The organism is Lacinutrix cladophorae (assembly GCF_053604645.1).
On record NZ_JBSHNR010000119.1, the window covers coordinates 217,796 to 244,009 of the forward strand.

At 30.5% G+C, this 26,214-nt stretch carries 27 protein-coding genes; 15 read left to right on the forward strand and 12 right to left on the reverse strand.

Annotated elements, in window-relative coordinates; all coding sequences use genetic code 11:
* Positions 1 to 26: 26 nt before the first annotated feature.
* Entirely contained in the window at positions 27 to 1,199 is a 1,173-nt protein-coding gene (locus ACVC3Y_RS11290; RefSeq protein ID WP_452226948.1) for a proline dehydrogenase family protein, read from the reverse strand.
* A 90-nt stretch (positions 1,200 to 1,289) separates the two neighbouring features.
* Here ACVC3Y_RS11290 and aroB point away from each other — a divergent pair, with 90 nt between their 5' ends.
* Together aroB and ACVC3Y_RS11300 are read left to right on the forward strand one after the other, a co-directional pair.
* Positions 1,290 to 2,357, forward strand: coding sequence for a 3-dehydroquinate synthase (gene aroB, locus ACVC3Y_RS11295; protein ID WP_452226949.1), 1,068 nt, complete (start codon positions 1,290 to 1,292; stop codon positions 2,355 to 2,357).
* Between the two features lie 81 nt (positions 2,358 to 2,438).
* Entirely contained in the window at positions 2,439 to 2,711 is a 273-nt protein-coding gene (locus ACVC3Y_RS11300; protein ID WP_303423617.1) for a hypothetical protein, read from the forward strand.
* Here ACVC3Y_RS11300 and ACVC3Y_RS11305 read toward each other — a convergent pair whose 3' ends face one another.
* The 3 genes from ACVC3Y_RS11305 to ACVC3Y_RS11315 form a co-directional block, all read right to left on the reverse strand.
* Positions 2,712 to 3,227: a DinB family protein gene (locus tag ACVC3Y_RS11305; protein WP_303423619.1), complete on the reverse strand. Its 516-nt coding sequence runs from the start codon at positions 3,225 to 3,227 to the stop codon at positions 2,712 to 2,714.
* A 55-nt stretch (positions 3,228 to 3,282) separates the two neighbouring features.
* Complete coding sequence (locus tag ACVC3Y_RS11310) at positions 3,283 to 3,762, reverse strand: Lrp/AsnC family transcriptional regulator (protein WP_303423621.1); 480 nt, start codon at positions 3,760 to 3,762, stop codon at positions 3,283 to 3,285.
* 64 nt (positions 3,763 to 3,826) lie between these two features.
* A complete protein-coding gene (locus ACVC3Y_RS11315; RefSeq protein ID WP_452226950.1) occupies positions 3,827 to 4,984 on the reverse strand; it encodes a M14 family zinc carboxypeptidase in 1,158 nt (385 codons plus the stop codon).
* Between the two features lie 304 nt (positions 4,985 to 5,288).
* Here ACVC3Y_RS11315 and ACVC3Y_RS11320 point away from each other — a divergent pair, with 304 nt between their 5' ends.
* From ACVC3Y_RS11320 to ACVC3Y_RS11335, 4 genes are all read left to right on the forward strand, one after another.
* The gene (locus tag ACVC3Y_RS11320; protein WP_452226951.1) at positions 5,289 to 5,744 is read left to right on the forward strand and encodes a helix-turn-helix domain-containing protein; all 456 of its coding nucleotides are present in this window, start codon (positions 5,289 to 5,291) and stop codon (positions 5,742 to 5,744) included.
* A gap of 128 nt (positions 5,745 to 5,872) precedes the next feature.
* Complete coding sequence (locus ACVC3Y_RS11325) at positions 5,873 to 6,241, forward strand: DNA topoisomerase IV (RefSeq protein ID WP_452226952.1); 369 nt, start codon at positions 5,873 to 5,875, stop codon at positions 6,239 to 6,241.
* 63 nt (positions 6,242 to 6,304) lie between these two features.
* A complete protein-coding gene (locus tag ACVC3Y_RS11330; RefSeq protein WP_303423629.1) occupies positions 6,305 to 7,090 on the forward strand; it encodes a TerC family protein in 786 nt (261 codons plus the stop codon).
* Positions 7,091 to 7,200: 110 nt separating this feature from the next.
* Positions 7,201 to 8,379, forward strand: coding sequence for an IPT/TIG domain-containing protein (locus ACVC3Y_RS11335; protein ID WP_452226953.1), 1,179 nt, complete (start codon positions 7,201 to 7,203; stop codon positions 8,377 to 8,379).
* On the opposite strand, the gene ACVC3Y_RS11340 is transcribed toward ACVC3Y_RS11335, so the two are convergent.
* The 6 genes from ACVC3Y_RS11340 to ACVC3Y_RS11365 all read right to left on the reverse strand — a co-directional run bounded on the left by ACVC3Y_RS11340 (position 8,376) and on the right by ACVC3Y_RS11365 (position 16,377).
* A complete protein-coding gene (locus tag ACVC3Y_RS11340) occupies positions 8,376 to 11,099 on the reverse strand; it encodes a DNA gyrase/topoisomerase IV subunit A (protein WP_452226954.1) in 2,724 nt (907 codons plus the stop codon). The two genes, ACVC3Y_RS11335 and ACVC3Y_RS11340, sit on opposite strands and share 4 nt — an antisense overlap.
* Entirely contained in the window at positions 11,099 to 11,581 is a 483-nt protein-coding gene (locus ACVC3Y_RS11345; RefSeq protein WP_452226955.1) for a hypothetical protein, read from the reverse strand. Before ACVC3Y_RS11345 ends, ACVC3Y_RS11340 begins: the two co-directional genes overlap by 1 nt.
* Positions 11,582 to 11,611: 30 nt before the next feature.
* Positions 11,612 to 13,471 carry a DNA topoisomerase IV subunit B gene (locus ACVC3Y_RS11350; RefSeq protein ID WP_303423637.1) on the reverse strand — a complete coding sequence of 620 codons (1,860 nt, stop codon included), beginning with the start codon at positions 13,469 to 13,471 and terminating at the stop codon, positions 11,612 to 11,614.
* 140 nt (positions 13,472 to 13,611) lie between these two features.
* Positions 13,612 to 14,511 carry a DMT family transporter gene (locus tag ACVC3Y_RS11355; RefSeq protein WP_452226956.1) on the reverse strand — a complete coding sequence of 300 codons (900 nt, stop codon included), beginning with the start codon at positions 14,509 to 14,511 and terminating at the stop codon, positions 13,612 to 13,614.
* Positions 14,512 to 14,749: 238 nt separating this feature from the next.
* Positions 14,750 to 15,844 (reverse strand): redox-regulated ATPase YchF, encoded by a 1,095-nt coding sequence (gene ychF / locus ACVC3Y_RS11360; RefSeq protein ID WP_303423641.1) that lies wholly within the window; start codon positions 15,842 to 15,844, stop codon positions 14,750 to 14,752.
* A 179-nt stretch (positions 15,845 to 16,023) separates the two neighbouring features.
* Complete coding sequence (locus ACVC3Y_RS11365) at positions 16,024 to 16,377, reverse strand: 4Fe-4S dicluster domain-containing protein (protein WP_303423643.1); 354 nt, start codon at positions 16,375 to 16,377, stop codon at positions 16,024 to 16,026.
* 180 nt (positions 16,378 to 16,557) lie between these two features.
* Between ACVC3Y_RS11365 and ACVC3Y_RS11370 the strand changes: the two genes are divergently transcribed.
* The 9 genes from ACVC3Y_RS11370 (at position 16,558) to ACVC3Y_RS11410 (ending at position 24,996) form a co-directional block, all read left to right on the forward strand.
* Positions 16,558 to 17,616: an acyl-CoA reductase gene (locus ACVC3Y_RS11370; protein WP_452226957.1), complete on the forward strand. Its 1,059-nt coding sequence runs from the start codon at positions 16,558 to 16,560 to the stop codon at positions 17,614 to 17,616.
* A 107-nt stretch (positions 17,617 to 17,723) separates the two neighbouring features.
* Positions 17,724 to 18,788: a 3-phosphoserine/phosphohydroxythreonine transaminase gene (serC, locus tag ACVC3Y_RS11375; protein ID WP_303423647.1), complete on the forward strand. Its 1,065-nt coding sequence runs from the start codon at positions 17,724 to 17,726 to the stop codon at positions 18,786 to 18,788.
* A gap of 77 nt (positions 18,789 to 18,865) precedes the next feature.
* Positions 18,866 to 19,822 carry a D-2-hydroxyacid dehydrogenase gene (locus tag ACVC3Y_RS11380; protein WP_452226958.1) on the forward strand — a complete coding sequence of 319 codons (957 nt, stop codon included), beginning with the start codon at positions 18,866 to 18,868 and terminating at the stop codon, positions 19,820 to 19,822.
* Between the two features lie 137 nt (positions 19,823 to 19,959).
* The gene (locus ACVC3Y_RS11385) at positions 19,960 to 20,598 is read left to right on the forward strand and encodes a DUF937 domain-containing protein (RefSeq protein ID WP_303423651.1); all 639 of its coding nucleotides are present in this window, start codon (positions 19,960 to 19,962) and stop codon (positions 20,596 to 20,598) included.
* Between the two features lie 76 nt (positions 20,599 to 20,674).
* Positions 20,675 to 21,106, forward strand: coding sequence for a DUF6146 family protein (locus ACVC3Y_RS11390; RefSeq protein WP_303423653.1), 432 nt, complete (start codon positions 20,675 to 20,677; stop codon positions 21,104 to 21,106).
* A 35-nt stretch (positions 21,107 to 21,141) separates the two neighbouring features.
* Positions 21,142 to 21,633 carry a DUF6787 family protein gene (locus tag ACVC3Y_RS11395; RefSeq protein WP_303423655.1) on the forward strand — a complete coding sequence of 164 codons (492 nt, stop codon included), beginning with the start codon at positions 21,142 to 21,144 and terminating at the stop codon, positions 21,631 to 21,633.
* A gap of 3 nt (positions 21,634 to 21,636) precedes the next feature.
* On the forward strand, positions 21,637 to 21,972 hold the full coding sequence (locus ACVC3Y_RS11400; RefSeq protein ID WP_303423657.1) for a hypothetical protein: 336 nt from the start codon (positions 21,637 to 21,639) through the stop codon (positions 21,970 to 21,972).
* A gap of 33 nt (positions 21,973 to 22,005) precedes the next feature.
* Positions 22,006 to 24,408, forward strand: coding sequence for a TonB-dependent receptor (locus tag ACVC3Y_RS11405; protein ID WP_452226959.1), 2,403 nt, complete (start codon positions 22,006 to 22,008; stop codon positions 24,406 to 24,408).
* 18 nt (positions 24,409 to 24,426) lie between these two features.
* Positions 24,427 to 24,996 carry a type 1 periplasmic binding fold superfamily protein gene (locus tag ACVC3Y_RS11410; protein WP_452226960.1) on the forward strand — a complete coding sequence of 190 codons (570 nt, stop codon included), beginning with the start codon at positions 24,427 to 24,429 and terminating at the stop codon, positions 24,994 to 24,996.
* Positions 24,997 to 25,080: 84 nt separating this feature from the next.
* Here the strand turns inward: ACVC3Y_RS11410 and ACVC3Y_RS11415 are convergent, their stop codons facing one another.
* Positions 25,081 to 25,368, reverse strand: coding sequence for a hypothetical protein (locus tag ACVC3Y_RS11415; protein ID WP_303423663.1), 288 nt, complete (start codon positions 25,366 to 25,368; stop codon positions 25,081 to 25,083).
* 86 nt (positions 25,369 to 25,454) lie between these two features.
* Positions 25,455 to 26,051, reverse strand: a complete 597-nt coding sequence (folE, locus tag ACVC3Y_RS11420) for a GTP cyclohydrolase I FolE (RefSeq protein WP_303423665.1) — start codon at positions 26,049 to 26,051, stop codon at positions 25,455 to 25,457.
* Positions 26,052 to 26,214: the final 163 nt, after the last annotated feature.

The following is a 26,214-nucleotide window of genomic DNA, read 5'->3' on the forward strand; positions in this document are numbered from 1 at the left end:
AATATTCTTTAATTAACGCACACGAACTAACACTTTCTTCGCTTTTTTTCCTGTTTCAATAAAGTAAGCTCTCTGCCTGTCTGTCCTGCAACAGAAGTATTTTCTTCTGCCCTACGAATAAGATAAGGCATCACATCTTTTACAGGCCCAAAAGGAATATACTTTGCTACATTATACCCATAATGCGCAAGGTTATAACTAATATGATCACTCATACCGTAAAGCTGCCCAAACCAAACTCTAGAATCATTATTTGCTATATTTTTTTCTTTCATTAAATCCATAACCAAATAACTACTAGATTCATTATGCGTGCCAACAAAAACTGACATTACATCTAAACGATCCAACATATAAGCTACAGCTGCATTAAAATTCTCATCCGTTGCTTGCTTACTAATACAAATTGGAGAAGTGTAACCTTTCTTTTCTGCTCTTTCATTTTCTTTTTCCATATAGGCACCACGAACCAATTTATACCCAAGAAAGTAATTATTGGTTTTTGCTAAAGCAGTTTCTCTTTTCAAAAAAGCCATCCTATCATGCCTATACATCTGTAAAGTATTATAAACAATAGGTTTTTCAGTATTATAAAGCTGCATCATTTGCGTAACCAAATCATCTGCTGCATCTTGCATCCAGCTTTCTTCACCATCAATTAAAACAACAACATCTTTTTCTTTTGCTACCTTGCAAACAGTATCAAATCTTAGCACGACCCTATCCCATTCTTCTTGCTCTTGTTCTGTTAGTTCCTTCCCTTCTCCCAACTTTTGATATAAATAAAACCTACCAAAACCTGTAGGCTTAAACACTACAATTGGCATGCTTTCTTTTTCATCAGCAAAATTTACAATCTTTAATATTTTTTGCATTGCTGCATCAAATTCTGCTTCATTTTCTTTTCCTTCTACCGAATAATCTAAAACAGAACTCACTCCTTTTGTGTACATGTTTTCTATCACAGACAAACAATCATCTTCATTTACACCACCACAAAAATGGTCAAAAACCGTAGAGCGAATCAAACCTTCAATAGGCAAATTAGCTTTTAAAGCAAAGTTGGTAGCCGCTGTACCAATACGAACCAAAGGCTCATTAGAAATCATTTTAAATAAAAAATAAGCACGCTCTAATTGCGAGTCATTTTTTAATGCGAAAGCAATTTCTGTATTTTCAAAAATTTTATCTGAATGCATATTATTAAAATTAATAGAACAAATATAATTGAAGTCTATCATATTTGATTAATTTCTCCTTATTTTTACATCAAAATAATTTTATTATTAATGACACCAATTACCACTCAGGATTACAATATCTATTTTAATGAAAACGCTTACAGCTCTTTAAATGAACATTTAAAAGCTTCAAATTATTCAAAGATTTTCTTTTTAGTAGACGAAAACACGAACGCAGATTGTATTCCTTTTGTTTTAGCAAATATAGAGGCAGAAATCACATATGACATTTTAGAAATAGAATCTGGTGAAGAAAACAAAAACCTAGACATATGTTTAGGCCTTTGGGAAGCATTATCTGAGTATGGTGCAGACCGAAAAAGCTTAATGATTAATGTTGGTGGTGGTGTGATTACTGATTTAGGCGGCTTTGTTGCTTCTACCTTTAAAAGAGGTATTAGTTTTATTAACATACCAACCTCGTTACTTGCAATGGTTGATGCTTCCATTGGCGGAAAAACTGGAATTGATTTAGGATCTTTAAAAAACCAAATAGGCGTTATTAACACTGCCGAAATGGTATTAATAGATTCTGCTTTTTTAGCAACATTACCAGAAAACCAAATGCGCTCCGGTTTAGCCGAAATGCTAAAGCACGGCTTAATATCTAGTGAAAAATACTGGAACGAATTTTTAAATTTATCGGAACAAACAACCAAAGATTTAGACAGACTGATTTACGAGTCTATAATTATTAAAAAAGATATTGTTGAACAAGATCCTCATGAGGAAAATGTGAGAAAAACTTTAAATTACGGACATACTTTAGGGCATGCAATAGAATCATACTTTTTAAGTAATGCAGACAAAACGGCACTACTACATGGCGAAGCGATTGCTGTTGGAATGATATTAGCTAGCTATATTTCTACAAAACTCACAGGACTAAGCGATACAACTAACCAAGAGATAAAAACCGTAATCACAAACGTTTTTGGCAAAGTGATTTTTAAAGAACAAGACTATACTCCTATTATCGAACTACTTATTTACGATAAAAAGAACGAACACGGAAATATAAATTTTGTACTTCTAGAAGAAATTGGTAAACCTAAAATTAATTGTAAAGTTTCTAACGAGCTAATACTAGAAGCATTTAATTTTTACGCTTCTTAACCTTTTAAATTAAAATTTTTGTAACTTTAATTCGCTTATAAAAGAAAAAACTACGGTTTTATTAACTTAAACACTATAGTTATGCGAAGATTAATTGTAGACTACAAAAAGTTAACTCCAGAACTTTTGGAGTTATTAACACAAAAATTCCCTGATGGCTACGGGGATAATGACATCATTATTTTCGACAATCACAAAAACGAAACGATTGAAGCTGTTGAGGTTAAAACGAAAGACTCCATATACCTAGTAAAAGTGAGTAGTAAACTGCATTACACTATGAATAATTTCGACATTAACGAAGACTTACTTTTAGACGATGCTGGTCATATTGTAATAGAGGAAGAAGAATAATTACAAATACCGCTCTGCAATTATACCGCAATGATGCTTTTCATGTCCAATATTAATAAAGCCAATTGCTCTAACAGACATGCTACCACCACTTGCCATTCCTTTTAATAAAAGCATTTCATTTGTAAAACTTTGAAATAAATTTATTGTAGATTTTCTAACATTAACATACTCTTCAATAAGTGACTCTTTAGTTCTTCGATTTGCTTCACTAGAAGGTGTATATGCATTTTCATCAAAACCGGGTAATTCTGTCGTATCCCTTCTTGAAAAACGCAATGCACGATAAGCAAAAACACGTTCGGTATCTATAATATGTTGTATCACCTCTTTTATAGTCCATTTACCTTCCGCATAAGCATATTCCATTTTATCTTCTGGTAATGCATTAAAAAAGGCAAGGGTTTCCGTAAAACTTTCATTAAAGCCATCTAACAAACTTAAACTAGTTGCTTTACTAATATAAGTTTCATAATAAGTATTATACTCATTAACATTTAAATCTTTTACTTTCATCTTTTAAAATAAAAAAAGCCCTTAAAAAGGGCTTCATTAATATTGAATGTACATTCTATAATTCACTAAAAATAGAGTGCATTAATCGTTTTTTATCATTTATACTTTCTTCTAAAGAAATCATAGATTCTGTTCTGTAAATACCATCAATATCATCTAATTTAAAAATAATATCTTTTGCATGTTCCGTATTTTTAGCTCTTATTTTACAGAAAATATTAAACTTCCCTGTTGTTATATGTGCTACGGTTACATTCGGTATTTCATTGATACGCTCTAACACAAATTTAGTTTGTGAAGTATTTTGTAAAAACACACCAACATAAGCAATAAAAGAATAGCCAAGTTTTTTATAATCTAAAGTTAATGAAGAACCTTTAATGATTCCAGCATCTTCCATTTTTTTAACTCTCACATGAACAGTTCCTGCAGAAATCAATAATTTTTTTGCTATATCTGTAAAAGGAACTCTCGTATTTTGGATCAACATATCCAAAATTTGATGATCTATTTCGTCTAACTTAAACTTTGCCATTTTATTGTATTATTAAATTTAATTCAAAAATAATACATTTTTATTGATTTTTACGCACTAAATATTAAGATTCTGCTAATTTTAGTGAAATAGACTCGCCATTAAGCATCACTAAATCGTTTTCGTAACCCTCAAATATAGGCTCCTTTTTCATTGTCTTTAACACACCACCTCTAGCATCGTATTCTTTATGAGAAAAATACACATTTAATTTAGTAAATTTTTCAATTCTCGGTAAAAATACTACTCGATTATTAATTAATTTCTCTTGATACTGTATTACTACATCTAGCAATTCACCTTCATCTTCGATCCTAGCGCTTCTAATTATAATATCATAAAAGCACTTTTGGTTTTCTGGAATAGCCAAATAACCTACATAAGAATCTCCTAAAACAGCGGTATTAGCAATATAACTCAAAGAAACCAATAAGGATTGAAAAATATATTCCCTAACTATTTCTCGCTTATAATCTCCCTGATAATGACCAGCTTCAAAGAGAATAGTAGGAACATTATACGTTTGAAATGTATCCCCTACACAGTTAATATTAAAAGCATCATCATAAATACCTACTTGATTTGGAATTTGAAGCTGTAAATTATCGTTCATAACAGCAATAACCTCCATCGCTCTCTTTCTATTACTCGTAACAGTACAATTTTCGTCTTGCGCTGGAGCTAAAAAAGATACCGTTGCACTATTATTAGTATTTCCCGCTGAAAAAATAGTACGCTGTCCATGCAAATTATAGCAAAAATCTGGTTTAAAAACATCAAAACAGTTTTTAAGAACCATACTTTCTGGTTGTGTTAAGTTTTGTGCATCTCTATTTAAATCTACTTGATTGGCATTTATACGTGTATACGCTTTTGCTCCATCTGGACTTAAAATAGGAATAATTTGTATTGTACATGCATTTAAAATAGTATTAGAAACTTCGTTTTTATCTATTAAGAGGTTTAATAAATCGAAAATTGCTTTGGTTGTGGTACTTTCATTTCCGTGCATTTGAGACCACATTAATATTTTTTTTGGTCCAGAACCAATAGTTATAGTATAAATATTTTCCTGAAGAACAGATTTTCCAACCACTAAAACTTCACATTTTAAAGCTAGTTTTTCAAGCAAAGGGGTAATGTTTTCGGAGTGAATATATCTATTAAAAAGAGATACTTCTTTGTGTTTTTTAAATAACAATTTTAGGGTTTCTAATCGCATAAACTTTTTGTATTGATTACAAAGGTAAACAATTGATAATTTACAAATGTAAACAAAGAAATACCATCCAATTGGTTACATTGTTAAACAAATATATACCATGCTACAAAGTTGAACAGAGTTTGAAGATAAAAATTTTAACAAATCGCAAAACAAAAGTATAATTATTTATTTTTCAGTGATTTAAGATTAACTATATAAAGCTTTAAGTCAATACCTAAAAGATATAACAAGTAAATATGTTTATAGTACAATAATAATGTTTACATTTGTAACGTTACAAATATAAAAATACTTGTTTACAATGATAAACACACAAGCGTTTACAAAAAGATTACAAAAAGTGATAGATTTTTACGGGGAAAGCGCCTCTTCTTTTGCAGAAAAAGTTGGTGTACAACGCTCCACTATTTCGCATATTCTTTCAGGTAGAAATAAGCCAAGTTTAGATTTTGTAATGAAGGTTCTTTCCTCCTTTCCTGAAGTAGAATTATATTGGTTAATGAATGGAAAAGGAGTTTTTCCAAATGAAAATAAAAACGAAGCGAAAATTCAAGAAATTGAAAAAGTAGAAAAAAAACCAACTGCTTCTAATAATGAAAATATAGAAATTTCAAATTCGTCTCCTCCATCTTCTTCTTCGAATTCGAATTCGAATTCGAATTTAAATTTACCTCTACATTCTTCCGAAGGAAAAAAAATTGAACGCATTGTTATTTTTTACACCGATGGTAGTTTTCAAAATTTTAACAATTCGTAAAAGCGTCCACAAAAAAATTAAATACACGATTCTCAGGAAAAACAAAAAAATGAAGATTTAAACTTCTTTTTACAAAAAGTAACTTATCAAAATATAAAAGATTAGTAATTTTGTATAAAACCTTTTTGATGAGATATTTTCTGTTTGCCTTCATTATTTTAACTTTTTCTAATTGTTACCAAGTAGAAAGAAATTGTAAAGATTTTAAAACTGGTGTTTTTTATAGCGAAGTAACTATTGATAACAAAGTGTACACTTCTAATTTTACAAGAACAAAAGATTTACAAGTTGAGGTTTATGATGGGAAAACAGATTCTACTCAAGTTCGTTGGATTAACGATTGTGAAATGATTTTTAAAACCATTAATCCAAAAAATATGGCTGCACATAAAGATGTGCATTTAAAAATTCTTACAACAACAAAGAATTCATATACATTTGAGTACTCTTATGTTGGCGAAAAAACAAAACAAAAAGGAGAAGCTTTTAAAAAATAATTTTTTAAAACAATTTGATACAATAAGTGATTACATGTTGTATTAATCAACACCGAAATAATTATGTTAGAATTCTTATTTACCAGTGACGCGATTTTTGCATTACTTACCTTAACTTTTTTAGAAATTATTTTGGGTATAGATAACATTGTATTTATTTCAATCGCTGCAAACAAGTTACCAGAACACCAACGCAACAAGGCTACTAATATAGGATTATTGCTTGCCATGGTACAACGTATTATTTTATTATTCTTTGTTTCGTTTTTAGTTGGCTTAAGTAAACCCTTTTTTCATTTTGAAAGTTCTTGGTTACAAATTGCGGTTAGCTGGCAAAGTATTATACTATTTGTTGGAGGTTTATTTTTAATTTATAAAAGCACTTCTGAAATTAGAGAAAAAGTAGAAACTCCTAATCATGATGAAGACGAAGTGAAAAACAAAAAAATCACTTCCCTATCGCAAGCCATAACGCAAATTGTAATTATTGATTTTATTTTTTCTATAGATTCTATTTTAACTGCAGTTGGTATGACTAACGGTTTACATGAAAACCACTATTACACGTTAATTTTAATGATAATAGCTGTTGTTATTTCTATTGGCATTATGATTGGTTTTGCTAACCCAATACGCAAGTTCATAGATGCACATCCAAGTATGCAAATTTTAGGCTTGTCATTTTTAATACTTATTGGTTTTATGCTAATTACTGAAGCAGCACACCTTTCGCACACAAATTTATTTGGAAAAACAGTTGGCGCAATACCAAAAGGATATCTTTATTTTGCAATTGCCTTTTCTTTAATGGTAGAGTTTATTAATTATAAGATTACTAGGAAGAAGTAAAACTCTTGTCTTTGCTGGTGCAAAATTAATAAATGCTTGAAAACAATATTTTTCTAATCTAATATAGTTTGCTTTTTTTATTTACTTTTAATGTTATAAAATTTTCTACTATGAAAAAATATTTCTATTTATTCTTATTATCACTAGTATTTACTTGTGCTAACGATGATGAAACGATAGTTCAAACTAGCACGACTAATTTTCCTGTTATTACAGATCAACAAGATGAATTATTAATTCCGAATACATCCTATCGTATTAATGGATCTGGTTTTAACCAAAACACTTCGTCTTCCTATAGTGTGTATTTTAATACTGTGGAAGCTGAAATTATCGAAGTTACTGAAGAATACATAGAAGTACTTGTTCCTGAAGATGCTATTTCTGGTGATCTTATTTTATTTATAGATTCCGAAGAGTACCATCGCTCCAGTATATTAGTATTTACAGAACATTTTTATGTGTTAGCCTCTATTTCAGATGGATTCTACACCATATTAGAAATCAACATTTTAGATGGTAGTGTAATTCAAGAAATAACCCCTTCTATACTTGGACCAACTTTTTATTACCTTTTTAATTTTGATTATTCCAATACAGATCAAACCTTCTTTTTTAAAACATATTGGGAAGAACATACTGGGATGGGCGGAGATATTTACTATTATCATTCCTATAATAGCCATAATAAAATAACAGGGAGTCAATTTAGAGACAATAACCCCGAATATCCTAATGCTCAATATTTTACAGCTTCTAATGGTGATTTTTACGTACATAGAACTGGATCTGGAGTGGATAATCAAATCTATCATAGCAACGTTTCAGATGGAAGTACAGCTGAAGTAATTCCTAATCCAAATAATTTTTCAGAACCTGTTATGATTTACAATCCGGATGCTAACGAAATGTTAGGACATGGCACAAGCACTAGGTTTTCAAGGTTTAATATAGATACTGGAGAAGTCTTTTATACATATTCTGATGTATTAAGACCTAAAGATTTTGATTATCATAACGGGAGATTATTCATCTTAAATCCATCTACACTTTATGAAACTAGCCCTTTCGATTACAATGCTATCTATTCTAGTGTAGATATGGAAACAAATTACGACAATAGCGTGAGAATGCTTTTTAGTGATTCTACAAATGAAATTTTTATTATAAATTTTGATGATTACACTTTTCATATAAAAAGAATTAACATGAGTACCATGCAAATAGTATCTGAATACGAAGTCCCAACGACGTATTATTATGCTTATTTTACCTTTGGAACTAATTAAAATAAAGTAATCTGACCGTCTTCTCCCTCAGTGAAATCTTTATCCTCCTTAGGTTTTATAGCTTTTTTATTAGAATCTTCTGATTTTGGATTTTCCGTTGATTTTTCTTTTTTAGGTTTTTCATCTGTCTTTTTTTGTGTAACCAATTCTTCGGAAACATTTTCCTCCTCTACAACTTCAATTTCTTCTGTAGGCTTTTCTTCTAGCGCTTCATAAGGCAAAGGATCTAGTAAACTTACTTGGTTTACTTTATCTTTTGTAAGTTGGTTTCCTAAAGCAGAAATTCCTTTTATAGCAATAAACTCTTCTAAATTAACTTCTAAATTATCTTTTCTGTCTTTTCCTCTTTCTTTAGTAAACTCTACCTCAGCCATTGGTTTCCAATCGGTAGAAACAATTTCTAATTGCGATTTTGGGTGTTCAGAAATAAAGGTTTCTTCCTTACCTTCTGTTTCAATTAAAAATCGTTTCACATAGTAAAGTTCTTTTCCTCCATCAAAATAAATGGCAGATATTGGTTTTTTTGGAATCCATTTTTCTAACACAATCATGTCATCATCAAAGTGTGTCGTTATTTCTGGAAGAATTGTTTTAACTGTTCCAGATTGTGTAATAATTAAAAGCCTGTCTTCGCCTCTAAATTCACCAATTAACTCACCTCGTGCATCGACGTTTAACCTTTGTACAGTATCATCAAACCAGATTTTACGTGGTTTTAATGTAGAAACGCCTTTTTCTTTAAGCTCCACTCTTTTAATGGCGTGTTTGCTCACCACATTACCCTTAGACGCTCTTCCTTTTATAAGTACATCGCTAAAGTCTAAATCCCATTTTAGCTTTTTAATACTTCCAACTTGTCGCAGTAAAATAGACACTACTTCTGCTTCTCCATTTGGGTTCGCAGAAAAATACCAAAGAACGGATCCTTTATTTCCATTTGTTAAATCGTATTCTCTGTCTCTAGTCATACTAGTTACAGCAAATCGTTTTACATAAGAAGGACCTCCTTTTCCATCGCGATAAATTAAGTTGTAAATGGTACGTTTGTCTTTCTTTTTAAAGATAGCTACATGTATAATATCTTTACCTATAAAGGTTTTACTGTCTACTTTGGTTACCATCATTTTACCCGTTTTGGTAAAAACAATAATATCATCAATATCACTACAATCGCAAACATATTCGTCTCTACGTAATGATGTGCCAATAAAACCTTCTTCTCTATTAACGTATAGTTTTGTGTTACGAATAATTACTTTTGTTGCATCTACGTCATCAAAAACGCGAATTTCTGTTTTACGTTCACGACCTTCTCCATATTCCTTTTTCAACCTTGTAAAATAAGCAATCGCATAATCTATAAGGTTTGCAAGATGATGTTTAACTTCTGCTATTTGATCTTCTAAAGCATCAATTTTTTGTTGTGCTTTATCGATATCGAATTTTGAAATACGTTTGATTCGAATTTCAGTTAAACGTGTAATATCTTCTTCGGTAACAGCACGTTTTAAATGTTTTATATGTGGCTGTAATCCTTTATCAATAGCCTGAATTACACCTTCCCAAGTTTCTTCTTCTTCAATATCACGATAGATTCTTTTTTCGATAAAAATACGTTCTAAGGAAGCAAAGTGCCATTGTTCCTGGAATTCACCAAGTTTAATTTCTAATTCTTGTTTTAATAATTGTACTGTATTATCTGTAGAACGACGAAGCATTTCAGAAACACCAACAAAATAAGGTTTGTTATCTTCAATTACACAACCTAAAGGAGAAATAGAAGTTTCGCAATTGGTAAATGCATACAAGGCATCAATGGTTTTGTCTGGTGAAATACCGGAAGGCAAATGCACTAAGATTTCTACATTAGCAGCAGTATTGTCTTCAATTTTTTTGATTTTTATTTTCCCTTTGTCGTTTGCTTTTAAAATAGAATCTATTAATGATGAAGTATTTGTAGCAAAAGGTATTTCGGTAATTACTAAGGTGTTCTTATCATATTGCGAAATTTTTGCTCGAACACGAACTTTCCCTCCTCTTAAACCATCATTATAATTTGTAAAATCTGCAATTCCTGCAGTAGGAAAATCTGGTAAAATGGTAAAACGTTTTCCTTGTAAGTGTTTTACAGAAGCATCGATAAGTTCAATAAAATTATGTGGTAATATTTTAGTAGATAAACCAACTGCAATACCTTCTCCTCCTTGTGCTAAAAGCAACGGAAACATTACTGGAAGGTTTACGGGTTCTTTTCTTCTACCATCGTATGAGGCTTGCCATTCTGTTATTTTTGGGTTAAAAACTACGTCTAGTCCGAATTTAGAAATACGCGCTTCTATATAACGAGAAGCTGCAGCTCTATCCCCTGTTAATATATTTCCCCAGTTTCCCTGTGTATCTATTAGTAAATCTTTTTGCCCTATTTGCACCATTGCATCAGCAATACTTGCATCTCCATGCGGATGATATTGCATCGTATGTCCTACAATGTTTGCTACTTTATTGTAACGCCCATCGTCTAGGTCTTTCATGGAATGCATGATTCTACGTTGTACAGGTTTAAAACCGTCTTCTATTGCAGGAACAGCTCGTTCTAAAATAACATAAGATGCATAATCTAAAAACCATTCTTTATACATACCAGTAACTCTGGTAATGGTTTCTTGTGGTTCTAGGTTTTCGTTTTGTTCGTTTACCAAATCATCATTTTCTTCTATCATTAACTAGCTAATTTTTTATTAATCTTAATCATTTTAGTTAAAGATTGTTTAATGTATTTTCGTTTTTTCCTAGAAACTAAAGTAACATTAAACCTTTCTTTTATAGATGCCCCACTTCTATCTTTTATTAGTAATACCAAACTAGTATATACGATATAATTATTAATCTTAAAACCCTTTAAGTCCGTTTTATCAAATTCTACAGTATGCTCTCTATAATTAAATCTATCGGGAAGTAATAAACCTTTATTCGTTACAACTACTTTCATGCCATCGCTATCGTATTCAAAAAATTTAGATACAGAATGTACAATAAAAAACAAAATTCCAAAACTTAATGCTATAATAAAAAATAGTACTAGTGGGTTATTACTAATTGCATTAAATGTTCTAAACATTATTGCAAAAATAATAGCTAAAAATACAAGTATGAAATATACAGAAACTATGAATTTTCTTGCTTTATTATTGTTTGTTCTCATTTATATTATTTTCCTTAAGATATAATTTATTTATTTTTCTTCTTCTATTATATCTAACTCCACTTTTAAATTATTAATAATAAACTCTTGTCTTGTAGGCGTGTTTTTCCCCATGTAAAAATTTAGTAATTCTTCAATAGACATATCTTTATCTAGCATTACAGGGTCTAAACGAATATCTTCACCAATAAAATGTACAAACTCATCTGGAGATATTTCACCAAGACCTTTAAATCGAGTGATTTCTGGTTTTGGTTTTAATTTGTCTATTGCACTTCGCCTTTCGTCTTCGGAGTAACAATAAATTGTTTCCTTTTTATTACGTACTCTAAACAAAGGTGTTTGTAGAATATACAAATGCCCTTCTTTTATTATTTCTGGGAAAAACTGCAGAAAAAAGGTTATTAATAATAAACGAATATGCATACCATCAACATCGGCATCTGTTGCAATTACAATATTATTATATCGCAAATCTTCTATGCTTTCTTCAATATTTAAAGCTGCTTGAAGCAAGTTGAATTCTTCGTTTTCATAAACTATTTTTTTACTTAATCCATAGCAGTTTAACGGTTTTCCTTTTAAACTAAATACAGCTTGTGTATTAACATCACGGGATTTTGTTATACTACCAGATGCAGAATCTCCCTCTGTGATAAACAAGGTTGTCTCAAGGTTTCTTTCGTTTTTAGTATCTCCAAAATGCACACGACAATCGCGTAGTTTTTTATTATGAAGATTGGCTTTTTTTGCTCTATCTTTTGCTAGTTTTCGAATTCCAGAAAGCTCTTTACGTTCACGTTCTGCTTGTAATATTTTACGTTGAATACTTTCCGCTACATCGGTGTTTTTATGCAGAAAGTTGTCTAGATATTTTTTTAGAAAATCGTTAATATAGGTTCTTACCGTTGGTAATTCGCCTCCCATATCTGTAGAGCCTAATTTGGTTTTTGTCTGACTTTCAAAAACTGGTTCCATTACTTTTATAGCAATAGCACAAACTACAGATTTACGTATATCTGAAGCTTCATAGTTTTTACCAAAATACTCTCTTATGGTTCGTACCAATGCTTCTCTAAATGCAGCTAGATGCGTTCCTCCTTGTGTGGTATTTTGTCCGTTTACAAAAGAATGATATTGTTCACTATATTGTGTTTTACTGTGTGTTAGTGCTATTTCAATATCGTCTCCTCGTAAATGAATAATTGGGTATGTACGGTCGGTTTCATTTATGTTTTCGGATAATAAATCTTTTAAACCATTTTCGCTGTAGAATTTTTCGCCATTAAAAACAATTGTTAATCCTGGATTTAAATACACATAATACTTAAGCATTTTTTCTACATACTCGCTTCTATACTTATAGTTTTTGAAGATAATTTCGTCTGGTACGAAAGACACTTTGGTTCCCTTTCGTCTGGAAGTATCCTCTAATAATTCTTGATTGGTAAGGTTACCTTGCGCAAATTCTGCGGAAGCGCTTTTACTATCTCGAGTAGATTCTACTCTAAAAAATGAAGATAAGGCGTTTACTGCTTTGGTACCAACACCATTTAAACCTACCGATTTTTTGAAGGCTTTCGAGTCATACTTTCCTCCTGTATTCATTTTAGATACTACATCTACCACTTTACCTAAAGGTATACCACGACCATAATCACGAACAATTACTTTACTTCCTTGAATAGAAATCTCAATGGTTTTTCCTGCTCCCATAACATACTCATCGATAGAGTTGTCTAATACTTCTTTTAAAAGAATATAGATACCATCGTCTGGTGAAGAGCCATCACCAAGTTTCCCAATATACATTCCTGGACGCATACGTATATGTTCTTTCCAGTCTAATGAGCGTATATTATCTTCGGTATAATTGGTTTCTTGAGACATAATTGAGTGAAAAAGTATGATAAGTTGCTAATATAGTATTTCGCATTAAAAAATGAAATACCCAAGGCACAAAGTAATTAACAATAAAATAGTAATGTTGTTGAGAACATTAATTAAATAGATCGTTGAGTTATAACGTGTTATTTCTTCTTGCTTTTTGAAACCAATAATACTCCTAAAATAACGACTACTGTTCCTAGTATTTGTAAATATGTAAGTTTTTCATTTAAAAAAATAACTGCAAGAATAATTGTTGAAATAGGTCCTATTGCAGCAACTACTGCAAAGTTAGAAGAGTTTATTAATTGTATAGATTTTGAAACTAAAAAAGAGGGTATTACTGTAGCAAAAAAAGCAACACAAAAACCTAAAGCATAAACTTGCCATGGATAATTTAAAATTTCCTTATTTAATGTTATTCCAAAATGAATAAAAACACAAATACAAGATACTATCATGGCATATGCTGTAAAACGTATTACTCCAAACTTAGGTATTAACCAACCACTACCAACTAAATAGGATGCATAAGTTAGAGCACTTAAAAAGACAAATAAACCTCCTAAATAGACATTGTTACCATGCAAACTAACTTCGCTTCCAAAAGTTATTATAATACCAATATAAGTAATAAAAATTGCTAGTTTTTGTTTCTTTAAAATTGGTTTTTTTAAGAAAAACTTATTAAATAATAAGACGATTGTTGGATATACAAATAAAATGATTCGCTCTAAACTAGCTTTAATATATGTTAGTCCGATAAAATCGAAATTACTAGCTAAATAATACCCTACAACACCAAAAAATATAAGCCATAAGTAATCTTTTTGTAGATTGGGTATGTCTGTTTTTTTACTGCTATAAAAATAGGCTATAGCGATATAAAATGGAAAAGAAAATAACATCCTTAAAAATAATGCACTAATAGCATCTATCTTATATTGATACATTAGTTTTACCATGACTGCTTTAGAAGAAAACATAACAATACCTAAAACACCTATTAAAATACCATATGTAAGTTTTTTTCTATCTTTCATAAGATAAAAGTAAATACTTAAATTTTAGACAAAGATATTTATGAGGCTTCTTTACGATAGTCAAACGATTAATATTCTTGTTTTCTATATCTTAAGAACTTATTTCTAAGGAGTAACAGCTTTAGAGTATGTGATTTTAAAACACCATAAAACGCATATAAAATTTTACAAAACAAAAAACGAGATGAAAATTCATCTCGTTTTTTGTTGTATTCTCTACTCTATTTTCTTTAACCTTTTACACGTTAAATAAGAAGTGCATTACATCGCCATCTTTAACTATATAATTTTTACCTTCTACTCGCATCTTACCAGCTTCTTTTACTTTAGCTTCACTACCAAAAGCAACATAATCATCGTAAGCTATTACCTCTGCTCTAATAAAACCTTTTTCAAAATCGGTATGTATAACTCCTGCTGCTTGTGGTCCAGTTGCCCCTACATTAACTGTCCAAGCTCTAACTTCTTTTACTCCTGCTGTAAAGTAGGTTTGCTGATTTAATAACTTATAAGCCGAACGAATTAATTTTGCTGCTCCAGGTTCTTCTAATCCAATATCTTGAAGAAACATTTGTCTTTCTTCATAATCATCCAATTCATTTATATCTGCTTCTGTACCAACTGCAAGCACTAATACTTCTGCATTTTCATCTTTTACAGCCTCTCTAACCTTCTCTACATAATCATTTCCAGAAACTGCCGCTCCTTCGTCTACGTTGCAAACATACATTACTGGTTTGTCTGTAATTAATTGACTAGGCTTAACAAACTCTAGATAATCTTCTTCACTAAACTCTAAAGCTCTAACCGAAATTCCTGCTTCTAAGTTTTCTTTTATCTTTAATAAAATAGCTTCTTCTTTTTGGGCTTCTTTATTCCCAGTTTTAGCGGCTCTTTTTACTTTTTCTAATTTTTTATCTACAGTTTCTAAATCTTTTAACTGTAATTCCATATCTATAGTTTCCTTATCTCTAATAGGATCTACATTACCATCAACATGCACAATGTTATCATTATCAAAACAACGTAAAACATGTAAAATAGCGTCGGTTTCTCTAATATTTGCAAGAAATTGATTCCCTAAACCTTCTCCTTTACTTGCTCCTTTAACCAAACCTGCAATATCTACAATCTCTACAGTTGCTGGTAAAACACGTTCAGGCTTTACCAATTCCTCTAACTTTTCTAATCTTGGATCCGGCACATTTACTACTCCAATATTTGGTTCAATAGTACAAAACGGAAAGTTTGCACTTTGCGCTTTAGCATTAGATAAACAATTAAATAAAGTTGACTTTCCTACGTTTGGTAATCCTACAATTCCTGCTTTCATATGTGTTTTTCCGCATTTGCGGAAACCTTTAAATTAAACTTCTTTTTCCTACTAAAGGCATGTACCTTTAAGGAAACTATTTTTTATTAGCGATTGCAAATATAGTTAATTATATACTTTTTTAAACATAAAAAAACCGAGCAATTGCTCGGTTTTTTTATTAAATATATATTAAATATTTAATCTTCTGGATGCATAAATTTTTGCTTTCCTAAAAGTACTTCTTCAGTTTCTACATGATCATCATCTGGTACACAACAATCTACTGGACATACAGCAGCACATTGTGGTTCTTCATGAAAACCTTTACATTCTGTACATTTATCTGGTACAATATAGTATATTTCGTCACTTATAGGTTCTTGTGCTTCATCTGCATCTACCGATTTTCCATTTGGTAAAACCAATTTACCATCTAAACTTGTTCCGTCTTTGTATCTCCAATCGTCAGCACCTTCATAAATTGCTGTATTTGGGCATTCTGGTTCACAAGCACCACAATTAATACATTCGTCTGTTATTATTATTGCCATAGCGTAATATTTCTATTAAATTTTATAGTGTTAAAAAAAGATTCCAATTGTACAAAATTGAAATTTTTATTGAATCCATTTTATTCCTTTTAAAAAAATAGAATTAAAAAAAATTCGTTCATTTCATTTTTCTAACTTTGCGCAAAAATAACGCCAAAAGTATTCATAACCAAATACAAGATGAATTTAGACCAAAGAATTACCGCTTTTGCAAAATTAGGAGCCTTTTTAAGCCAATTTACTTCTGAAAACTTTCAGAAAAAAGAAAATATTACGCATAATGAATTATTCTACGAAGGATTCAAACATCAAATAAAACTAGCACAAGAACATAATGGCTGGTTTACTAAAAAGAACCTCATTTTTACTTTTAATAATTGGTCTAGATCTTTAACAACCCAAAACATAAAAAGCTGGTTAGGAGTCTATGATCTTAAAGCAGTAAACACACAAAAAGTAGCGATAATCATGGCAGGAAACATCCCGCTTGTTGGTTTTCATGATTTTTTATCTGTTTTAATTTCGGGACATGAAGTTTTAGTTAAGCAGTCTAGTAATGACAAACACCTTCTACCCTTTTTAGCAAAATACATAGAACATGTAGAACCAGGTTTTAAAGGAAAAATAACTTTTACAGAAGAGAAGCTTCAAGATTTTGATGCAGTAATAGCTACAGGAAGTGATAATACTGCACGTTATTTTGAATATTATTTTAAAGGAAAACCTTCAATCATTAGAAAAAATAGAAATTCTGTTGCCATTTTATCAGGAAACGAAACAGAAGAAGAACTTAAAGCCCTATCGGAAGATATTTTTAGATACTATGGTTTAGGATGTAGAAATGTATCTAAGCTTTTTGTACCAAGAGCCTATAATTTTGATAGTTTTTTTAAAGCAATGTATCACTGGAGTCCAATAATAAACGAAAGTAAATACGCCAATAACTACGACTATAATAAAGCAGTATATTTAATGAGCGAATTTGAAATGCTAGAAAACGGTTTTTTAATGATTAAAGAAGATCTAAGTTTTGCATCACCAATAGCTACTGTTTTTTATGAATATTATAATAGTCCAGAAGCGCTTAAAACATATATTGATGCTAACACAGACAACATTCAATGTATTGTATCTAATGGTTTTAACGAAAACGAAATAGTATTTGGTAAAACCCAGCAACCTGAACTTTTTGATTATGCAGATGGTGAAGACACAATTGCATTTTTATTAAAAATTTAGTGAATAATTATCATTTTAATAACATAATTCCCTTCAAAAATTAGCACCTTTGTAACTGTTTAAAAATAAAAATTTCCGGTTTTCGGAAATGAAAAATAAATTTTTCAATGAAAAAACATAATTTTAGTGCAGGACCTAGTATTCTTCCACAAGAAGTATTATTAAAAGCTTCAGAAGCTATAATGGATTTTAACAATGATGGATTATCCTTATTAGAAATATCACACAGAAGTAAATCTTTTGTAGATGTTATGGAGAAAGCAAGATCATTAGCTTTAGAGCTTCTTGGTTTAGAAGGTAAAGGTTATAAAGCTTTATTTTTACAAGGTGGAGCTAGCACGCAGTTTTTAATGGTTGCACTTAACCTTTTAGAAAAAAGAGCTGCATATTTAAATACTGGAACCTGGAGTGATAAAGCTGTAAAAGAAGCTAAGATATATGATGATATTCTAGAAGTAGCATCTTCTAAAGATGCTGGTTATAATTATATTCCTAAAGGATTTGATATTCCTAGTGATCATGATTACTTACATATCACATCTAATAATACCATTTTTGGTACACAAATGAAAACAATTCCTAACTCTCCTATTCCACTTGTTTGTGATATGAGTAGTGATATTTTTTCAAGAACTTTAGATTATTCAAAGTTTGATTTAATTTATGCTGGAGCGCAAAAGAATATGGGACCAGCTGGAACGACTTTAGTGATTGTTAAAGAAGATGTTTTAGGAAATGTATCTCGAAAAATACCATCGATGATGGATTATAAAGTGCATATTAGCAAAAGCAGTATGTTTAATACACCTCCTGTATTTGCTGTTTACACATCTATGTTAACCTTAGAATGGTTAAAAAACCTTGGCGGAATTAAAGCTATAGAAGAAGTAAACGAAATGAAAGCTCGTGTAATGTATTCGGAAATAGATCTAAATCCATTATTTAAAGGATATGCAAACAAAGAAGATCGTTCTAACATGAATGCAACCTTTACACTTGCTAACGAAGACTTAAAAGAAACCTTCGAAACCATGCTTAAAGAAGCAGGTATTAGTGGTTTAAATGGTCACAGAAGTATTGGCGGTTATAGAGCATCTATGTACAATGCATTACCTTTAGATAGTGTAAAGGCATTAGTAGAAGTAATGAGCGAACTAGAAACAAAAGCATAAAATAAATTTTAATTTAAAGTGGAAATGGTAATCGTGTAAAAACGTTTTGTTTTCCACTTTCATATAATATATAAAACATGAAAGTATTAGCAAATGACGGAATTTCTCAAAGCGGAGTAAAAGCTTTAGAAGAAGCAGGTTTTGAAGTTTCAACTACTACAGTAGCACAAGAACAACTAATAAACTACATTAATACAAATGATATTAGCACATTACTAGTTAGAAGTGCAACAACAGTACGTCAAGATTTAATTGATGCTTGCCCAAGCTTAAAAATTATTGGTCGTGGTGGTGTTGGTATGGACAACATCGATGTAGATTATGCACGTAGCAAAGGTTTAAACGTAATTAATACTCCAGCTGCATCTTCACAATCTGTTGCCGAATTAGTTTTTGCACACTTATATGGTGGTGTTCGTTTTTTACATGACTCGAATAGAAATATGCCACTAGATGGAGATTCTAAATTTAAAGCATTAAAGAAAAATTATGCTAAAGGAATCGAATTAAGAGGAAAAACTATTGGTATTATTGGCTTTGGGCGTATTGGTCGTGAAGTAGCAAAAATAGCTTTAGGTGTAGGTATGAAAGTAATAGCTGCAGATATGTTTATTGAAAATGCTGAGGTTGCTCTTGATTTCTTTGATGGACAGTCATTAAAATTTAATATCGCAACACAACCTTTAGAAACGGTTTTAAAAGAAGCAGATTTTATTTCTTTACACGTACCAGCACAAAAAGACTATGTTATTGGTAAAGCACAATTTGAATTAATGAAAGATGGTGTTGGTATTGTTAATGCAGCAAGAGGTGGTGTTATTGATGAAGTTGCTCTAATTGAAGCTTTAGAGTCAGGAAAAGTTGCCTTTGCAGGTTTAGATACTTTTGAAAACGAACCAACTCCAGCCATTCCAGTTTTAATGAACGGAAGAGTTTCTCTTACTCCTCATATTGGTGCAGCAACAAATGAAGCACAAGATAGAATTGGTACTGAATTAGCAGAACAAATTAAAAACATACTTTTAAACGTATAAAAGAAACACTTTATCGTTGATTTTATGTGAATTAAAAAAACAAAGCCTTAACAAAAACGTTAAGGCTTTTTTTGTGTAAATTAGTGGTATACCTTTTGGTATATAAATTTTATTATTAATTTAAATACAAAATAAAAATGTCAGGAATTTTAGACTTATTAAACAGTGACCTTGGAAAAACTATCATTAGTGGTGTATCAGGTTCAACTGGAACAGATCAAAACAAAACTAGCAGCGTATTAACTATGGCTTTACCAGTTTTAATGAAAGCTATGGAGCGTAACGCTTCTACTCCTCAAGGTGCCGAAGGTTTAATGGGAGCCTTAAGTGGTAAACATAATGGAAGCATACTAGATAACCTTGGTGGTTTATTTGGAGGTGGTGTTGATGATGAAGTTACTAATGATGGTGATAAGATTTTAGGTCATGTTCTTGGTGATAAAAAACAAGGAGTTGAAAAAATTCTTGGTGAAAAATCTGGTTTAGATGCTGGTTCTGTTGCCAATATCTTAAAGGTTGCAGCCCCAATTTTAATGGGAGTTATAGGAAAGCAAGCAAGTCAAAACAATGTTAGCTCTTCAGGAGATTTAAGTGGATTATTAGGTGGATTACTAGGTGGTAGCGGAGCACAAGAAGAACAAAGTTTCCTTGAAAAAATATTAGATGCTGATGGAGATGGTAGCGTAATTGATGACGTTGCAGGAATGGTTCTTGGTAATGCCAACAAATCTGGTGGACTTGGTGGTTTATTAGGTGGTCTTTTTGGAGGGAAATAATTATTCCTCATTTAATTTAACTTAAATGCCAAACGAAAGTTTGGCATTTTTTGTATTTTTATATAAATAACTTCATATGAAATCTTTAATCTATATACTATTTATTTGCACTTTATTAGTTGCTTGTAATACAACTAAAAATAAACCTGTTGTACAAGAAACAAAACATGCAATAGAAAACGATACGGTTAGTATAATAAACAAAGAATTAGAATATGAGGTAATAATTATTGAACCTGGTTTTAATACTTGGCTAGTTAGTAGAGCTAAACCAGAAGGTTATTACACACAAAGTTATTTAGAGAATAAAAACATTCTATTTGTAAATGAATGGAATACACGTGTTCTTAACCCAAGTAAGTATGATCCCAATCTATATGAAATGAGAATAAATTACGAATATGGTGTCGATTATGGCTATGAGGTTAATTATAAAATATACAACTACTTTATATTCTTTCAATTACAATATAATCAACAATTAACAGGTTTTATTCCTAGAAATTAAACTCTGTTATGTATTTTTGCATGGAAATAAAATGCATGGAAAAATTTAAACAACGCTGGGAAATTCAAAAAAATTGGCAATTGCTTTTTCCTTTACTAGGTATACTAATAATTTTGTACTCTGCTTTTAAAATTTCTAATAGATTAGCTGCAAATTTTCATACTAGCATTAAAATAGTTCTAACTATAGTTTTAGCTTATGCATTAATGCATTTCTTTTTATATCTATTTAAAAAAGTAAAAAATAAGTGGCAAGTAACCTATAGGTGGGAAATGATTACCATTTTTATTGTTTTTGCAATAACGGGTTCTTCTTCCTTATTTGTTGGAAGACCATTAATGAAGTGGATAGGAATTACTAAAGAAAACCTAAACATATTTGTTTATTGGATTCTTTATATTATTATTGGGCTAATTTTCTATCAAATACTATTAGTAACATTTGGTTGGCTATTTGGACAACATAAATTCTTTTGGGAATTTGAAAAGAAAATGCTAAAACGATTTGGCTTAGGTAGATTTTTATAATACATGAAACCCTTTCAAGAACATAGCGTCTTTAAATTACTATCTATAATCTTGATAGTAACTTTACTTACACCAAGTTTGGTGAAAGTAGGACATGTTTTTGAAAACCATAAACACGATGTTTGTACAGATAATTTAAGTCAAACACACCTTCATGCTCTAGACCTAGATTGCGAATTTTACAAGTTTAAGTTAAATACAAAATATTATACCGTTTTAAATAATTTTAGATTAAGTGTTGAAGAAAACTTCTCTAAAATTAACAATACATTTTATTACTTTCTTAATAATCATCAGCAATTATCTTTTTCTCTTCGTGGACCGCCTTCTTTAGTTTAATAAAAGTAATTATTTAAACTAAATTTATTTACAATGAAATATTATGTAATGATTTTGTGTTGTTTTTTATTCAACATAACACAAAGTCAAAACTGTAATTCTTCTTTATATGGAGAAATACATGATTTTCATGATGGTACAGCAATATCAAATGCTACCATATTTATTGAAAATCTAAACAAATATACAACCACAGATATTGATGGAAAATTTTCTGTAGCTAACCTTTGCGATGGTCAAATTACTATTGTTGTCTCACATCTAGCATGTGAAACCAAGAGATTAGAAATACAGGTTAAAGGAGAAACTTTTAAAACCATTAATTTAGAGCATCATATAGAAGAGCTTCATGAAGTAGAAGTTAAAGGAAGTGCAAACTCCAAATTAACCAAAACCTCTCAAGAAACACTCTTAAAAACAGAAACTATTGAGCGCTATAGTTCTCTTAATCTTGGAGATGCTTTAAAACAAGTTAGTGGTATATCTTCTATTAACACAGGTAGTACTATAGTAAAACCTGTAATCAATGGATTACATAGTAGTAGAATTATTGTAATGACAAATGGTGTTAGGTTACAAGATCAAGATTGGGGTATTGAACACGCTCCAAATATCGACTTAAATACAGCTGGAAGCATTACTGTTTTAAAAGGAGCTAATGCTTTAGCTTATGGAGGAGATGCAATTGGTGGTGTAATTGTAATTGAGCCATCTAAAATTAGATTAAATGATTCGCTTTACGGAAAAACAATTATTAGTGGTCATACCAATGGCAGAGGCTATAGTTTTAATACTTCATTAACCAAAACCTATCAAAAAGGATGGTATCTAGGTGCACAAGCTTCTATGAAACGTTTTGGTGATTTTGAAGCTCCTGACTATAGTTTAACCAATACTGGCTTAAATGCTAAAGGATTTTCTATTAATGGAGGTTATAAAACATTTGAACAAGGTTTTAATGTAAATTACAGCTATTTAGATAATGAAATTGCAATTTTAAGAGCATCTCACATTGGAAACATTGAAGACCTTGTCAATGCCATTAATAGTCCACAACCCCTAGTAATCAATGATTTTAGTTATGATATAGAGGCTCCAAAACAAGAAGTGACACATCAAATTTTAAAAACCTCTTTTTATAAACGTTTTAAAAATTTTGGGAGATTAGAAATACAGTATGACTTTCAAAACAACCAACGCTATGAGTACGACGTAAGACGGGATAGTGATGACAATGATAAGCCTGCTGTAGATTTAACCTTAAAAACACACACTTTAAAAACAAGTCTAAAATTAGATGCTAAAAGTAATTTCACCTATAATTTAGGTGTTAATGCTGGTTATCAAAATAATTTTGCCGACCCAAGTACAGATGTTAGACGTTTAATTCCGGATTATGATAAGTATGACTTAGGTGCTTTTATTATTACGAATTACAGAATAAATAATGACGTGCATTTGGATTTTGGGATTCGATATGATTTTAACCAAATTGATGCAAAGAAATACTATCTAACTAGTCGTTGGGAAGAACGTGGTTATGATGTCGATTTTAATGATATTGTTATAGAAGATTTAGGAACACAATTATTAACAAATCCTAAATTTGAATACCATAATATCTCTGCTTCTGCAGGAGTTTCTTATAAAGTAAACGATAAAAATAGTTTCATTTTAAATTATGGTTTATCCAATAGAGCGCCAAATCCTTCCGAATTATTTAGCGATGGATTACACCATTCGGCAGCAAGAATTGAATTAGGAGACTTACGTATTCAAAAAGAGACTTCTAATAGAATTTCTGGAACTTACCATTATGAAAACAAAGGACTTTCATTAAATTTTGAAGCATTTTACAATCATATAAACGACTATATTTTTATAAAGCCAACTGGAGTTGAATACACTAATCGTGGTGCTTTTCCTGTATGGAGCTATAATCAAACCAATGCTGCTTTATATGGATTAGACTTAACTGCAAACTATAATTTTAACACGCAGTGGTTTTATAAAAACAAATCGTCTTATATAAAAGGAAACGATTTAAGTCAAAACGAAGACTTAATTGACATTCCATCTATAAAGACAGTCAATATTATTGGGTATTCTAATGAAAAATGGTTGCATTTTAATACCGAATTACAAAGCGAGTTGGTGTTGAGACAAAAGGATTATCCAAATAATAATTTTGAAGTTTATATTCCAACAACTGAAGAAATGGTAGAATTAGATATTAGTTCTACTCCACCAACCTATCACTTATTACATTTACAAAGTAATATTACACTAGATCTATCTAAAAAAACAGATGTAAACATAGGTCTTAATATTACCAATATTTTTAATACTAATTATAGAGAAAACCTGAATAGATTACGATATTTTGCTGATGATCTAGGAAGAAATATCATGTTACAATTAAAATTAAATTATTAACAAGTTAAAAAACACAAAATGAAAACATTAAAAAACACATTATTTATATTATTAGCAACTGTAGTATTTTCGGCATGTTCAAGCGATGATGACAATCCTGATCCAGTAAACGAAGAAGAAGTGATTACTACTTTAACTGCAACTTTAACACCTGTTGGTGGCGGTACAACGATTACTTTAAAATCACAAGATTTAGATGGTGATGGTCCAGATGCTCCTGTTATTACGGTTTCTTCTCCTATAGCTGTGAACACTACTTACAATGGAAGTTTAGAATTATTAAATGAAACAGAATCTCCTGCAGAATCTATTAATGAGGAAATTGAAGAAGAAGATGACGAACACCAGTTTTTTTATCAAGCATCTAATAGCATAGCTACTTTTGCTTATCTTGATTTTGATGGTGATGGTAATCCTGTTGGGTTAGAATTTACGGTAACTACGGCTGCAACAGCAGGTTCTGGAAATATTACTATTACATTACGTCATGAACCTAGTAAAGATGCTTCTGGTGTAAGTGATGGAGATATTACGAATGCTGGTGGAGAAACTGATATTCAAGCAGTATTTCCTGTTACTTTACAATAGGTTTTATTTCTTTAAAGTAAAAAATCCTTTCCATTTATTTGGAAAGGATTTTTTGTTTTTATGGTAATTGTTTTCTAATATTCGCTATTCTGCATCGACTTCTATAATGGTATCTTCTGGTTTTGTTTTTTTTATCACATTGGTATAAAACCACATAATAGTAAATGTTGGTATAAAATCTAACCCAGGAATCGCTTCTTCTATAAAAGTAATTATCCCAGCGTATTTTCCTATTTCGCCTTTATATAGCTTTGTCATTATATAACCAGAAAGTGGAGCCCAAACGATATCGATAAAAGGTATTAAACCAATAGCATCTAAAATGATACTAAAAGCTAAAAGTTTGTATTTATTTTTAAATTGTAAATTCATAGTAATTATAGTAAACAAAAAAAGTGCCAAGATTATTTGACACTTTATTAGTATATATTATTACCAAAATGTTACAGTGTAAGCGTTTAAGAAAGACTTGAACTAATCAATTTTAAAAATTCGTTTCTAGTTTCTATTTTTTCAAATTGTCCTCTAAATCCAGATGTTGTAGTTACAGAATTCTGCTTTTGTACACCACGCATCATCATGCACATGTGAGACGCTTCAATAACAACTGCAACCCCCTCGGGTTTTAAAGTATCATTAATACAATCTAATATTTGATGTGTTAATCGTTCTTGTACTTGTAATCGCCTAGCAAAAACATCCACAATTCTTGGTAACTTACTTAATCCAACAATTTGCCCATTAGGTATATAAGCTATATGTGCTTTTCCGAAAAATGGCAGTAAATGGTGTTCGCATAAAGAGTATAATTCTATATCTTTAACAATTACCATATCCTTATAATCTTCTTTAAACATAGCACTTTTAAGAATATCTTCTGGCTCTTGATTATAACCTTGTGTTAAAAACTGCATTGCTTTTGCTGCACGTTCTGGAGTTTTAAGTAATCCATCACGTTTCGTGTCTTCCCCTAAATCTTCAATAATGTTTTTATATTGGTTTTTAATCCCTTCGGTGACTTCAATATTATACTCTTCAAATTGTTTGTATGGCATTTTTTATAAATTATATATGTAAAAATAAGTAAAAATAAATAGTCGTAAATAAACATTCATAATTACGTTTATATCTATATTTAAGACGTTTGTCCAGTTATTTTCAGTATAACAATATAGTTATGTATTTTAGTTTTTTTAGATATACTGTAACATTTATTTT